Origin of the sequence: Leifsonia sp. P73, assembly GCF_051059105.1 — a bacterium.
GTDB lineage: Bacteria > Actinomycetota > Actinomycetes > Actinomycetales > Microbacteriaceae > Leifsonia.
This window is the reverse complement of the sequence record NZ_CP194932.1, coordinates 56,254-68,729: the sequence shown is the minus strand read 5'-3', so window position 1 is coordinate 68,729 and position 12,476 is coordinate 56,254. Positions and strand designations below refer to the sequence as shown.

Annotated in this window: 15 protein-coding genes and 1 pseudogene; 6 read left to right on the top strand and 10 right to left on the bottom strand. The window is 64.2% G+C overall.

What is annotated here, in order from left to right:
• Positions 1 to 197: 197 nt before the first annotated feature.
• Complete coding sequence (locus tag ACQ86L_RS21720) at positions 198 to 404, top strand: SHOCT domain-containing protein (protein WP_434319015.1); 207 nt, start codon at positions 198 to 200, stop codon at positions 402 to 404.
• 265 nt (positions 405 to 669) lie between these two features.
• A complete protein-coding gene (locus ACQ86L_RS21715) occupies positions 670 to 1,074 on the top strand; it encodes a four-helix bundle copper-binding protein (protein WP_392342514.1) in 405 nt (134 codons plus the stop codon).
• A 403-nt stretch (positions 1,075 to 1,477) separates the two neighbouring features.
• Here the strand turns inward: ACQ86L_RS21715 and ACQ86L_RS21710 are convergent, their stop codons facing one another.
• A complete protein-coding gene (locus ACQ86L_RS21710) occupies positions 1,478 to 2,128 on the bottom strand; it encodes a cation diffusion facilitator family transporter (RefSeq protein WP_392342512.1) in 651 nt (216 codons plus the stop codon).
• Complete coding sequence (gene cmtR, locus ACQ86L_RS21705; RefSeq protein WP_392342511.1) at positions 2,125 to 2,481, bottom strand: Cd(II)/Pb(II)-sensing metalloregulatory transcriptional regulator CmtR; 357 nt, start codon at positions 2,479 to 2,481, stop codon at positions 2,125 to 2,127. The genes ACQ86L_RS21710 and cmtR overlap by 4 nt, the downstream gene beginning before the upstream one ends.
• A 49-nt stretch (positions 2,482 to 2,530) precedes the next feature.
• On the opposite strand from cmtR, the pseudogene ACQ86L_RS21700 reads away from it, so the two are divergent.
• Positions 2,531 to 2,974, top strand: a pseudogene (locus tag ACQ86L_RS21700) (permease); the annotation flags it as partial.
• Between the two features lie 156 nt (positions 2,975 to 3,130).
• On the opposite strand, the gene ACQ86L_RS21695 reads toward ACQ86L_RS21700, so the two are convergent.
• Together ACQ86L_RS21695 and ACQ86L_RS21690 are read right to left on the bottom strand one after the other, a co-directional pair.
• Positions 3,131 to 3,769, bottom strand: coding sequence for a hypothetical protein (locus tag ACQ86L_RS21695; protein WP_392342510.1), 639 nt, complete (start codon positions 3,767 to 3,769; stop codon positions 3,131 to 3,133).
• 28 nt (positions 3,770 to 3,797) lie between these two features.
• Entirely contained in the window at positions 3,798 to 4,433 is a 636-nt protein-coding gene (locus ACQ86L_RS21690; protein ID WP_434319003.1) for a hypothetical protein, read from the bottom strand.
• A 125-nt stretch (positions 4,434 to 4,558) separates the two neighbouring features.
• On the opposite strand from ACQ86L_RS21690, the gene ACQ86L_RS21685 reads away from it, so the two are divergent.
• The 3 genes from ACQ86L_RS21685 to ACQ86L_RS21675 all read left to right on the top strand — a co-directional run bounded on the left by ACQ86L_RS21685 (position 4,559) and on the right by ACQ86L_RS21675 (position 6,457).
• A complete protein-coding gene (locus ACQ86L_RS21685; protein ID WP_392342508.1) occupies positions 4,559 to 5,182 on the top strand; it encodes a TetR/AcrR family transcriptional regulator in 624 nt (207 codons plus the stop codon).
• 121 nt (positions 5,183 to 5,303) lie between these two features.
• Entirely contained in the window at positions 5,304 to 5,684 is a 381-nt protein-coding gene (locus tag ACQ86L_RS21680) for a hypothetical protein (protein WP_392342507.1), read from the top strand.
• Positions 5,685 to 5,734: 50 nt separating this feature from the next.
• The gene (locus ACQ86L_RS21675; RefSeq protein ID WP_392342505.1) at positions 5,735 to 6,457 is read left to right on the top strand and encodes a hypothetical protein; all 723 of its coding nucleotides are present in this window, start codon (positions 5,735 to 5,737) and stop codon (positions 6,455 to 6,457) included.
• Positions 6,458 to 6,538: 81 nt separating this feature from the next.
• On the opposite strand, the gene ACQ86L_RS21670 is transcribed toward ACQ86L_RS21675, so the two are convergent.
• The 6 genes from ACQ86L_RS21670 to ACQ86L_RS21645 all read right to left on the bottom strand — a co-directional run bounded on the left by ACQ86L_RS21670 (position 6,539) and on the right by ACQ86L_RS21645 (position 12,449).
• Positions 6,539 to 7,051, bottom strand: a complete 513-nt coding sequence (locus tag ACQ86L_RS21670; protein WP_392342504.1) for a hypothetical protein — start codon at positions 7,049 to 7,051, stop codon at positions 6,539 to 6,541.
• Complete coding sequence (locus ACQ86L_RS21665; RefSeq protein WP_434319014.1) at positions 7,048 to 7,500, bottom strand: hypothetical protein; 453 nt, start codon at positions 7,498 to 7,500, stop codon at positions 7,048 to 7,050. The genes ACQ86L_RS21670 and ACQ86L_RS21665 overlap by 4 nt, the downstream gene beginning before the upstream one ends.
• Positions 7,497 to 8,567, bottom strand: coding sequence for a nucleotidyltransferase (locus ACQ86L_RS21660; RefSeq protein WP_392342502.1), 1,071 nt, complete (start codon positions 8,565 to 8,567; stop codon positions 7,497 to 7,499). Before ACQ86L_RS21660 ends, ACQ86L_RS21665 begins: the two co-directional genes overlap by 4 nt.
• A gap of 192 nt (positions 8,568 to 8,759) precedes the next feature.
• On the bottom strand, positions 8,760 to 9,275 hold the full coding sequence (locus ACQ86L_RS21655; RefSeq protein ID WP_434319002.1) for a hypothetical protein: 516 nt from the start codon (positions 9,273 to 9,275) through the stop codon (positions 8,760 to 8,762).
• Positions 9,276 to 9,989: 714 nt separating this feature from the next.
• Positions 9,990 to 10,832, bottom strand: coding sequence for a hypothetical protein (locus ACQ86L_RS21650; RefSeq protein WP_392342500.1), 843 nt, complete (start codon positions 10,830 to 10,832; stop codon positions 9,990 to 9,992).
• Between the two features lie 15 nt (positions 10,833 to 10,847).
• Complete coding sequence (locus ACQ86L_RS21645) at positions 10,848 to 12,449, bottom strand: relaxase/mobilization nuclease domain-containing protein (protein WP_434319001.1); 1,602 nt, start codon at positions 12,447 to 12,449, stop codon at positions 10,848 to 10,850.
• Positions 12,450 to 12,476: the final 27 nt, after the last annotated feature.

The window sequence follows — 12,476 nt, the reverse complement described above, 5'->3', positions numbered from 1 at the left end:
AACCCGAGCGGCGCTGGAACCCTGCCGTAGTCGGGAACGCCACAGCCCCGGCGCCTCGTCGGTAAGGGCAAAGGGACTAATGGCCTTAGTGCTCGTCCGAACAATCGGCAAGGCTGGGGCCGCGGGCGCAAGTCGCGCTCGCGCAGTCGAGAGGCACCATCATGATGTGGGGATACGGATACAACGGCTGGGGTTGGATGTGGGTCGTGGGCGCGCTGGTCGCTGTCGGGATCGTCATCCTTGTCGTGTTCCTGATCCGCAACTCGACCGCTTCGCCCCGGCCAGTCGGCACTGAAAAGGCCACCGTCACTCCGCGGCAGATCCTCGACGAACGGTACGCCCGCGGAGAACTGACCACCGAAGAATATCGCGAGCGAATCGCCACCCTGGGTGGCAAAAAATAGCTGCGGACATCAACGCCCCGGTGGCGCAATGCAGTCGATCAGATCACGGGCGCCGCATCGGGTTGAGACGTCCCGCGTAGCTACAAGACGATGCCGCGCAGAAGCCGCCACAGCCAGCCGGTAGCGACGGCCGAGGGCAGAGCACCCTGGAATGCAGAAGGCCCGAGCCGCCAGCTCGGGCCTTCTGCACATCCTCTTGGCTTGGCCGGCAATCGGCGTACCGTCACCTTCGCAAGGGGACTGCCGATCCACGGAGGAGAACCCTATGTCCACCGTCCAGCAAATGCTCGAGACCTATCCCGCCGACCTCGGCGGAATCGACCGGCAAAAGCTCGTCGCCTGCATCGAGGCATGCATCGAATGCGGCCAAGCCTGTACGGCGTGTGCTGACGCATGCCTAAGCGAAGAAATGGTCGCCGAGCTCGTCAAATGCATCCGTACCGATCTCGACTGCGCTGACATCTGCGCCTCGACCGCGGCGGTACTCTCGCGTCACACGGGCTATGACGCAAACGTCACCCGGGCGACTCTCGAGGCCTGCCGAACCGTATGCGGTGCCTGCGCAGATGAGTGCGATAAGCATGCAACAATGCACGAGCACTGCCGGATTTGCGCCGAAGTCTGTCGGCGCTGCGAACAGGCGTGCGCGGAGCTCCTCGGCAGCCTTTAAGACTCTTGCTGTGGCGCCTCAGTGGCCGTGCTGTCCCGGAGCCGAATAGCCATGCTCGAAGCGGGCGAGAATGTGCTCGCGGGTCAGCGCAGGACCTACGTGCCCGTGACCACGTGCATGCTCGCGAGCGTTCTCCACGAAGTCGTCTTCGGACTCGCCCGAGATCACTTCGCCGCAGGCCTTGCAGGTAAGACTAAGCGCCATGAGATTTCCCTTGAGCGTCGATGCTCGACTTTGTCGCGGTCAGTTGATTGTAGCGGCGGGGCGGACGGGCGGTAGCGGGTCCACCCCGCCTCTCGGTGCCTACATTCAGCAGCAGCTACAGCCGGGCTCGCAGAGCTCGGGGGTGCATGTGAGCGGGTCACAACAGTCCATTACGGCACCTCCTTCCATATTGAAGGGGTCAGCCCTCGCGCATTTCGCCGAGAACCTCGAACGGTGATTCGACCTCGCCACGCCATGCCTCAATGCCCTCGCGGATCGCGAGAACGGCGACGATGAGCGCAGCTATAGAGTCGGCCCACCACCAGCCGAACAGGCTGTTGAGCACGAGGCCGATGAACACGGTCCCGGAGAGGTAGACGCAAAGGATGAGCTGCTTCGCGTCGGCCTGCACGCTCTTGGAGCCCAGTTCCCGCCCGGTGCGGACCTCGAACCAGGCGAGGATCGGCATGACGATCAGGCTCAGCGCGGTCAAGGCGATGCCGACGGGACTGTGGTCGACCTCTTGGATGCCGGTCAGGCTGAGGATGGAATCGACGAGCACGTAGGCGGCGAGAGCGAAGAACGCGATCCCGATCGCCCGGACAGTTGCCTTCTCCCACCGTTCCGGGTCTTTCCGGGTGAACTGCCACGTGATCGCGAGGGCCGAAAGCACCTCGATCACGGAGTCCAGGCCGAACCCGATGAGAGCGGCCGAGCTAGCCACAGTGCCGGCCCACACCGCAACGATGGCTTCGATGACGTTGTAGCTGATCGTGAAGGCGACGATGAACCGCACTCGACGGTGCAGGTGGTCGCGGCGTTCCTGGCTGAGAGCGGTGGCCGCGGTCACTGGGCGGCTCCTGCGCAGCAGCCGGGGACGGTGCAGGTGGCGTCCATGCAGGGCGCGCTCTCGTCGACGGCAAGCGTCACGTCCACCAGGGCCGTCAACGCCCGCGACAGGTGCGGATCCGCGATCTCATAGCGCGTCTGGCGGCCTTCCGGTTCGGCGACGATGATGCCGCAATCGCGGAGGCAGGTGAGATGGTTCGAGACATTCGAGCGGGTGAGCTCCAGTTGACGCGCGAGAACGGCGGGGTAGCTCGGGCCATCCAGCAACGTCATCAAGATCCGCGATCGTGTCGGATCGGCCATCGCCCGACCCAGCCTGTTCATCACGTCGAGGCGCGAAGCAATAGTCAGCATGTAGTGACTATACAGTGATTGCTGAACTATCCGGGATCGGAGGAAGCGAATGAATGTGTTCGCGGCGGTAGGAGATGCGTTGGCTATGGCCGGTGCGATGGGTTGGCAGATCCTGTGGCCGCTGGTCCTTGGATTCACGCTTTCTGGCGTCATCCAGGCGGTTGTGCGCAAAGAGAAGATCACCAAGCTGATGAGCGATGATTCGCCGAAATCGATCAGTGTCGCCTCGTTATTTGGTGCCGCGTCGTCCTCGTGCTCCTATGCTGCAGTCGCGCTCGCCCGGGCGCTGTTCCGAAAAGGAGCGAATTTCACTGCGGCGATGGCGTTCGAGATCGCGTCGACGAATCTGGTGCTCGAGCTTGGGCTCGTTCTGGCCTTCGTCATGGGTTGGCAGTTCACCCTGGCCGAGTTCGTCGGCGGCCCGATCATGATTGTGCTCGTTGCGCTCGGCTTCCGGCTCTGGATGCGCGGCCGCATTGTCGAGGCGGCACGTGTCGTTCGCAGGACATGATCATCTTGGGTTTGACGGAAACGTCATGCTTTTGCTCGCCACACCAGGACCGTTGGGTCTTCGCACGAAGTGCGATTTGTCGTAAAGCTCGTTTCGAATTGCCCGAATCAGCCCCGATCGCCGTTTTTCGACGTCCCGCTAGCTCCCGCGCTGCCGTGGGTAGTCACGGCCCGGGCGGGGGAGTCGCTGGTCGTCGCTCGTTCTGGGAACCATGCGGGTCACAGCCTCGGGGATGGCGCCGATAGTGAGAACGCGAACGTTCGGTCCGACGCGGACGACGGCGAAGGAGGCCGCCGTGGGAATCGCGTCGGGGACAGGTTTGGCGTGGGGTCCTGCGTCGAGCTGCCCGTTCAGGATCACCATGGATGCACTTTTCGGCTCGGGCGGCGTGAACGACGCGGCCCATAATGCCTCCACGACGACGCGGCTGGAAGCGGTGAGTGTGAACTCTATCGTTCGCCGAGCGGAATCGTAGATGATGTGATCCGCTGCGCCCGTCGAATCAGCCGCTTCCACCTGAGCGGCGATGACCCCGGCGATTCCGGCGAGGCCCTGGATGAACGTCACACCCGGGTTGCGTTCGCCGACCTGTTCGCGCAGGTGCTGCTTCACGTCGAGTGGGACCATGCCCCCGAAGACGAGGATGTCGAGTTCGCCAGTGTCGTAGTCCGTGAGGACCTGGTCGAACTGGTTGGTCGCGTCGGCGGCGTATTCCTTCGCGCGGAGGGTGTGGACGGCTTCGGTCAGGACGCTGGGGCTGCGGCCGACAATCAGCACGCGGGCGGGGGCTTGGCGAGACGGTCGTTCACGAGTGCTCTCCTATCGGTAGTTCTCGGGATGAGACCGGGTGAGACGATGACCGCCGGGTCCAGAATCCGGCCATCAGGATGATTCCGAGTGCGTACGGCACAGCGCCGACGATCTCAAGGATCTCGATCACGGGGGATGCGGGTCCCAGACCGAAGATCGCCAGGCCTCCGGTGGTGTACAGAGCCGCCCCGACGCCGATGAGGATGCCAATCCACCGAGCACCGTAGTGCGCCTGCATCACCCCGAGCAAGACATAGCCCAGCGGGAAGAGCACGAGCGCCGGGAGCACGATGATGGCGGTGCCGGTGTCGAGGTCGGCCGCCGTGTGCACGAGGCCGGGTGCATATCGCGCCGTGACGGGATTGCGGGTGCCGTCGACCACGATCAGCCCGAAGTACCAGATCGTGCCGAGCAGCGCACCATACACGCTGACTAGGTCGCGGGGCCGGAATCGGCCGACGTTCGGCAGGAAGAGGCCGGCGATGCCGATGATCTGGAGGATCAGGCCGATCGCCTCGATCCCGTGGGTGAGACCGTAGAGCGGGCCGGCCTCTGCGATGTGGACGCCGTCGCGTTCCGGATGGACGATGACCGCGAGCAGGAACAGCAGCGCTCCGGAGATCGAACTCACCGCCGCAATCCTCTGCGTTCGTCGGATCATGCTCCGCGCCTCCTCGGCTACTAACTCAAACATCCATGCTTGAGATACACACGGTACACTATCTCGTGCATGGATGTACAGGTTAAGGAGTCGGAGTGGCGGTCAAGCGTGATCAGCGAGCGGACGCACGACGAAATGTCTCAGCGATCCTGGATGCGGCGCAGCGTTGCCTGAGTAGTGACCCGCACGCAACGATCGCCCAGATCGCGGAAAGCGCGGGGGTCGGGCGCATGACCCTTTATGGTCATTTCGCGACGCGAGCGGAACTGGTCGACGCCGTCTTGGAAAGGGTGACCGCCGAATCCGGTGACGTCCTGGACTCCGTCGACATCAGCGGCCCTCCGGCCGAGGGGCTTGCCCGGCTGGTCAGCGCGAGCTGGGAGGTCGTTCATCGCTTCAACGCGATCCGCGAGGCTGCTGAAGACGAGCTGCCGGAGGAGCGGATGCGCGATCACCACACGGCGCACTTTCGCCGCTTGGACGCGCTGATCGAACGCGGGCAGGCCGACGGGTCTTTTCGCCGCGACCTGCCCCGGCAGTGGCTCATCACGGTCTGTTACCGGCTCATGCACGGCGCGGCGGACGACTGCGCCGCCGGAGTGATCGAGCGCCACGACGCCGGCCGCTTCGTCGCTGCCTCGGTGCTCGCAACGTTCACCGCGCCCGGCGCACGCGTCCCAGAGGTCGAACCGGCGGTTGCCGAGGGGACTGAAGCTTGATAGCCGCAGTGGCACCCGGCCATCCCTAAACTGACATAACGACGGTTATCAGCGACTTGTTTATGTTACTTTTCAGTTACTTTTTTGGCGTTCTGCCGTCAAAGGCGCGTAAACTTGTGCCATGACCACCCACACACCGGTAACCCTGCACCGGAGCACCAACAAGAGCAACCCGCACGAGATCGTGCGTCAACTCAACGAGATGCTCGGCTCGACGTTAGTCGCAGCGTTGGCCGGTGTGAAGAACCGCAAGCAGCCGCACGACTGGGCGCGACCAGACGGCCCCGAACCGCGGGACGCCGCATGGAACCGCGTGCAGTTTGCCCATCAGATCTGGACGGCCTTGGAGGCCGAGGAGGGCCGCGACGTGGCACGCCGCTGGTTCATCGGCGGCAACCCGCTGCTCGGCGAGGGAACCCCGGTGATGGCAATCCGGGAGGACCGGCACGCCGAGGTGCGTCGAGCGGCGCAGGCGTTCATCGACGGCGACGTCGACGAGTGAGACCGGCTGGAGCGCGCACCTGCACAAAGACGGGATTGCGGTTGATACCGGTGGACGACGCCGTCGGGTTCCATGTCGCGAAGCGGGCCTACGCTCAGCCGTCTGCGCCGTGGCGCTCTCCGGACGTTCATCGCCAGGAGTGGGGCCGCTTCGACACGCTTGGCTACACGTACTACCTGGCGGAGACGGCCGAGTGTGCATACGCGGAGGTACTCGCCTATCTCAGACGGGCTAACGGGAGCAAAGACCCACTAGCTCCCATCGCGGCAGCTCTTGAGATGACGCTCGATGAGACGGTGAAGGCGATCGCTGAGGAGTGGGACGAGGCCGACTTTCGGGGCGTTGGTGCATTGCCCTCCACCTGGTACGAGCGGCGCCGGATGTACCAGGGGCGTCTTATTAGCGGCGGCTGGTTGGTCGACGTGCAGCATCCTGATTCGATCGCTGCGCTACAGGGGCCGGCGGATGGTGAGGTGGCCAGGTTTCTCGCGAATCAGGGTATCCCGTCGCTCAATCGTTCGGTCCTGATGAGTGATAACCGCTTGGTGACGACCATGCTCGCGGAGATGATGCGCGACGCCGAGCTCGATGACGGATCGAACCCGCGCGGCGTGCACTTCGGCAGCAAGCATGATCGAGCCTGGTGCCGCGCCATCTGGCTTCCCTACAACGAGGCCAGTCCCTCCGGCATTGAGATCACGGCTGCCGACGACATTCCGTCGAACGATCCTGCGATGCGCGTAGTGGCGCACCGGTTGGGTCTGACCGGGTAGCTGCGGCAGGCGAGGACCCTGGTCACCGATCGGCCGATGCTGCTCATCGCGCGAGTACCGATGTGGTCCGCTATTTGCGCTTTACCCTTTCATCGCGAGGATCAGCTGTTCGATCATCTCGTCACTTTTTGGATGCGATAGCGGGGTCCCGAGCGGGACGGACTTATCGGCCCGCGTGGGCCTGCCTGCCCATGCGCCACTCATTTGAGGGCCGGCTTCGGAACGAGCAGCTGCAATCAACTGGTCGTACTGAACAGAAACACCTTCGGGCGCATGTAGTTGAAGCAGCGTTCTGTAGTAGGCAATGCGGGACTGGACATCACTGACGTGATTGGTAACGTCGAGTCGACTGGCGGCGCGCCCGTCCCGCCTCCGCACACGATAGGGCGCCTCGAGGTAGTCATGAATGGCTCGGATGGCTTCGGCGTAGACGGCGGCTTGGCTTGCCTTCCGACTTTGTGATTGTTGAACGCGATAGCCGATCACCACCATCATCGCGGCAAGAATCGCCGCGATGATGGTGGCGATCCCATCGCCGGTTATTGCGACGAACGCTGCTCCGATGGGCGCTGGGATCGGCGTCGGTGTCATCATGCCGCAAACCCGTGAGGAGCCTCTGGACCCAGCCATTCGGTCGTCTCGCGCCAGTAATCCTCGAAAAAGAGGTGGTCCGAGATGAGATCGAATAGTGCGAGGAGTCCCCGGGACGGCGTCCAACGCCGCTCCTCGGGGTCAGCGGCGTAGTAGAGGCAGAGCGCCCCGTCGCCTGGCATTCGATGCTTGGACGCAGCACCGCGGTCTGCGAACACTCGTGGATACTCGTCCGGCGTGAGTCCATAAGTGGCATAGGGCGGCGAGGCATAGAACCGGATCTCCACGGGAACTGCTTCTATACGGCCCCGCACCTCGACCCCTTGATGCTTGTAGGCGAGCCAGCCAGGGCCATCGATTGCTCTGATAAGCCTGCCGTAGTGACGCTTTGCGTCTCGTTCCATCGGATAGCGCCAGGCCGGATCGTTGCCATACCAGCGACCCTTATTCATGCCGACCACGACTGTGCGTTCACCCGGTCACGCGGCGAGGCGGTGCTGGTAATCAGAGCCGGCGCGCCGAACTGCTTCGACTGGCCATGACGCTCCGCCATTGTCCGACGTGCTTGCTCGAGGCGAACGGCTGCCTGCGGCGGGTGCGGGAGCATCGATTCGTCTTTGAAGAGTTTGGCGAGCTCGTCTTGTGCGAGCAATTCGTATCCGTCACTCTCCAGTTGGATTGCGAACTTGAGGATCTGAAGCGCGCGACGAAGCTCCCGGACCACCTCGGTACGGTTCCACTTCTCGCTGATCTTGATCGGATGGGGCGCTACACCTGCCGGGTCTTCGGTTTCGCCCAGGTTGAGCTCGTCGGCCGCGTACTCGAACCAAATTCGCAAGCCCTCGATGAGTTCAACTGGGCTAGTGATGCAGCCCAGGGCGAGCGCCTTGATGTTCCAGGAGCAGAGCGGCTTATCGTGGGTGCGGTTCCAGTGCTTCACGAGGCGAACGACTCGCGCGTAGCTGGTGTTGGTGCCTTTCACTGCTGCCCGTACAAGCCGAGTGTGCGTTTCTGGGTCCGAGCGATCCCAGCCGTTGAAGCGGGGGATGAAGAGGCCCGCCCCTGCGGGGTTGTCGATGGCTACGATGACGTCCGCGGTGAAGTCGGGCTGGCCTGGGGTGACGGGATCCCTGAACCTCACCAGGATCGAGCGCTTGCGGCCCTTCAGTTCGACGGCGATGTCTCCATAGGCCTCCTTGAGGTCGCGGCGAATCGCCGCGGCGGCGCGTTCCTGGAGGACGGAAGGGCCGGTCTTGTAGGGACCGTAAATGTGATCGGGGTCAGGGACGACCACGCCCAGGTCTACGTCGGTCAACGGTGTGAGGGCATCACCGTGCGCGATACTTCCGTTGACGTAGGTGCGAGAGCCGGCGAATTCGGCTCGGAGGGATGCCGCTACAGCGTCTCTACGCTTGCGCGCTTCGAGCAGTTCTTCGTCTCTGACCTCGATACGGCGTCGCGCCTGATCGAGTACGGATTCGAGGTCGTCTTTTTGGGTGGGTGTTTCCAAGAGAGTCACGAGTGTCTCCCCTTTCTGCCGTCTTTTGACGTGCTGATGGGAGGCTCCGCGTTCGTCTCCGAGGAATTCCGCAGTTGAAATTCCCAGTCGGAGAGCGATAAAGTCAGTTGATTCTCGCCAAAGAATTCTGACTCTACGGAGCCGGGTGGCCCTGCCAGCTAACGCTGGCAGGGTATTTCTGTCTAATCCTCACTATTTTACTTGGCACCGCCGACACTGAGGGTCCCGAGCAGGAGCTGGCGTGTCGTCGCTAGGGGATACCCCTTCCTCTGCGTTCACCGGAACGAAGACGATCGGCGTGTGCCTCTTAGGCTTTGTTTTCATCAGGGCGTCGCGCTCCGACTTTGACCAGATACCGACCGTGGTGTAGCTGCGTACTTCGACCCAGCCGAACTCACTCCGTCCGTTGATGTGCCAGTCAGTGTTCACGTCAATGATCCCGCGCCGGGCCAATCCAGTCAGCCCTCGCTTTGCGGTCGATTCAGACACTCCATACCACTTCGAGAATCTGTCGTAAGGGATCTGGAACCCGTCCGGTTGGTCGAGCGCAATAAGCAGCATCACTTTTTCTGCCGTTGACAGCTTCGCGTCCCACCCGTCCAGCCAGTATTCGTAGGGAAGGGAGAACCACCTGCCGTCGGCGAGCTTCGTCGGTCTCTTGTAGGGTTCGCCGTTGCCTGCTTCGTCGAGTAGGTGGTACTCCTGCACGTTGCCTACTCGTTTGCGTTCGATGAGTTTGAGTTTCTCGAGTCGCGTTGCAGTCTTGGACCATCGTGAGCTCGCTGCGGCTGGCGCAGCGTCTTGGTCGAAGCGCATCAGCCGCACCCAGGAGCTCGAGAAGTAGGCCGCTCGATAAGGCTCACTGGCTGATGCCATCGCGTGGATCAGGAGGTAGGCGTCTAACGTCGAGCCGTCCCTACCGCGAAGCATCTTGGCAAGAGTCGCTGCGCGCGAACCATCTGCGCCCCTTCCGTCGGTCTGAAGGAACCGACGGCGGATGGCACTCCGTGCCGGCCCGTCCTCGCCAGCATGTCCGGCAGCAGAAGGTCGCGGGAGGCAACCGGAGGCACCGTTGGCCTGCGCTTCTCTGCCACCTGCTGGCTGGGGGCTGTCGTCGTCATGTGGCAATGATGCTCTCCCCCAGCACCATTCGCCAACCACATCCGCTCTGCCGATGGAGCGTCTGGAACCGTCTATAGGATACGTAGCGATACCCATTAGAGAGGCCAGGTAGGACGCGAATAGTTAGGCCCGCAGTGGCTCCACGGGCTCGAGGCCAACGCTCGCCGAGACGGGTCTAGACCGATCCCCGACACCGCGACATCTGAGTTGTGATTTCGGTGAATTTCACAACCACTTGCCGAATGTAGGTCTTCCCTGCGGAATCACGGCGGGCGAGCACCATGTCCGACTCTTACGCCATTACCTACTGAGGTTCCGTTCACGCTGTGGCGCCTGTCCGGTCGACGCCTTGCGCGCCTTGGGCGCTCGTGTCATCGCGGTGGTCACCGCCTCCCTGGGATGGCGTGCCTGGCCCGCGGCAGCAGTCATGCGCGCGTCGATGACCTCGCGGTCGGCCTTGCCTTCAAGCGACGATGCGAACCGGTCTCGCCGCTCAGCGCTATCGAAAGCCTCGGCTGCGTCCACGCGGTTCGCGTTCGCATCGCCGCGCAGTTCGTCGGTCACGTCCCTGTCGTTCTCCGCCGCAACTCGCTCGTCGCGTTCGTCCGCCTGTTGCTGGCGTTCCTCGGCCATTCGATCGAGCGTCTCGGCCGCGGTGAGGAACGCGCCGGTTTCCGCTATGTCGACGGCACTTTCACCGCGCGAGGCGGCTGCTTCTGAGCGTGCGCGCTCTGCCCGGGCCAGCGCCTCACGCACCGCGGACGGGTCGGCGTCGAGGTCCTGGACGTCCAGGCCGTAGCGGTCTCGGACCTCCTGTGCGATGCGTTCGCCGGCTCGGTCGGCCTCGGGGTCGATGCCGTGCCAGGCGGTGGCGGTCTCGTGCACGTTGGCGATCTGCTCGAGGTTGGCGGAGTCCCACCAGCTGCGCTCATGGACCGGTGCGAGCTCGGCGCGTGCTGCCGCTCGTTCGGCATCGAATCGTGCTTGCAGCTCGCGGTTCTGCTGCTCGGTCTGCGCCTGTCGTGTTCGAGCGAGCTCTTCCCGGATACGCGCGAACCGTGCGCCCAGCTGTGCCGCCACAGTAAGTGCGATGCGCAGCTGACCGTCCAGTGCGTCCGCGATGCCGTCATTCTCTTCGGCCATGATTGCCACCTTCCGTTATCGTCCGATGCCGCGGTCTTGCTCGGGTCCGGTCGCGGGCTTGTAGGGTTTGGCGGGTTCGATCTTCGTCGGCACCGGCGACCCGGGCCGCGGGGCGCTAAGTCCGGTCTGCGCGATCCGCACCGCTTCGGCGGTGCGCTCGTCGACGTCAGCGGCCGGGGTACTCTCACCCTTCCGTGGGACCTCCGGGAGCCGCGAGGCCACCGTGGCCATCTGCGAGTTCAGAGTGCGGGAGATCTCCGCCGCGCGAACCTCGTCCCCGATGGCCTTGTGCATGTCGATGATCGCCACGGTGAGCCGCGCCAGTTGGCGCATCAGGATCGCCTCGGCCATCGTCCCTTGGCCCTGGCTCGCGGCCTGCATCAGGAGCATGGCGGCGCCGCCGGCGCTGCCCATGCTGACCTTCTTCGGCTTCGACGTGTGCGCTTTGATCTGCGCGGATCGGGCAAGCTCACGGGAGGTTGCAGCAAGCGGCCCTGGCGTCGTCTCGACCCGCTGCGACCATGCGGCGAACGCTCCGGCGGTGTCGCGCGCGACGTGTGCCCACGCGGCCCGATCGCCCGGTGGCACGCTGCGCAGCTCATCGCGCATCCGCCGCATGTCGTCCGAGTATTTCTGCCACAGCTCCGGTGCCGGCTCGTTCTCTTCACGGCCCGGCGAGACCGGCCGGTACTGCCACGGGTTGCGGCTCGTGGCCTTCCACTCGTCGACCGCACTCTGCGCCGCCTGTGGGCTGTCTGGCCATCCCTCGCGCAGCCGCGGGAGGGTCAGGTCACGTGCCAGCCGGCCGCCGCCGTACCAAACCGGTGGGGTGCCGTGCTCGGTGCGCAGCGCAACCGAGTAGCCCGCCACAACGTCGTCACGACCAGCCGCGAAGCGGGGCCGGATCAGGACGCCGGCCCGGCGCGTGCGACGCACAAATTCGCCCTCGTCGACCGACGCGGCCGCCGCCGCACGGACGGCCCGCTCGAGCCGGTGCGCGTCGACTTCGACGGCGCCGGTGCGGCGTGCGCGTTCCTGCTCGGCGGGTTTGATGCCCCGCTCCCCCAGACCGTGCTCACGGCTGGAAAGCTGCTGCAGCCCGTACTCTCGCTCGAGGTCGCGGCACGTGTCCTGCGCCTTCTTGAAGTCGTTGTGGGTGCTCGCCTTGGTGCCGTCCTCGCGCACCAAGGAGACCGCGATGTGGATGTGGTCGTTGCCGTTCGTGGAGAGTCCGTGACGGACGGCGACCCACCGGCACTCGGCCTTGCCGCTGGCCTCGGTGAATCCCATCCGGTCCACAAAGTCTTGCGCGATCGCGCCCCACTTCTCATCGGACAGTTGGCCCTCGTCCGCGCGCAGAGACAATGAACAGTGCCACACATCCGCCGGGGTCGTGGTCGAGTGAACCTGACCCGTTTCGGGGTCGGTGATGCTCTGGGTGCGGGTCACCTCGACGCCGAGCGCGACGCGCGGCTCGTCGAGGTCCTTCGCGATCGCGAGGGCCGTCTTACGATCGAGCACGCCGTAGCCGTGCATCGTGACGATGGCGGAGTTGCCGGCGACGAGGTGCTGCTCTTCGTGTTCGTTCGAGCGTCCGGGACCGGCGAGGTAGACCATGAGCCCACCCATCCGGCTCCCCCGGGT

Coding starts and splice junctions, on each gene's coding strand:
- ACQ86L_RS21720 (WP_434319015.1), top strand. CDS start 198: ATGTGGGTCGTGGGCGCGCTGGTCGCTGTCGGGATCGTCATCCTTGTC.
- ACQ86L_RS21715 (WP_392342514.1), top strand. CDS start 670: ATGTCCACCGTCCAGCAAATGCTCGAGACCTATCCCGCCGACCTCGGC.
- cmtR (WP_392342511.1), bottom strand. CDS start 2,481: ATGCTGACTATTGCTTCGCGCCTCGACGTGATGAACAGGCTGGGTCGG.
- ACQ86L_RS21680 (WP_392342507.1), top strand. CDS start 5,304: ATGACCACCCACACACCGGTAACCCTGCACCGGAGCACCAACAAGAGC.
- ACQ86L_RS21670 (WP_392342504.1), bottom strand. CDS start 7,051: ATGATGACACCGACGCCGATCCCAGCGCCCATCGGAGCAGCGTTCGTC.
- ACQ86L_RS21665 (WP_434319014.1), bottom strand. CDS start 7,500: ATGAATAAGGGTCGCTGGTATGGCAACGATCCGGCCTGGCGCTATCCG.
- ACQ86L_RS21650 (WP_392342500.1), bottom strand. CDS start 10,832: ATGGCCGAAGAGAATGACGGCATCGCGGACGCACTGGACGGTCAGCTG.
- ACQ86L_RS21645 (WP_434319001.1), bottom strand. CDS start 12,449: ATGGTCTACCTCGCCGGTCCCGGACGCTCGAACGAACACGAAGAGCAG.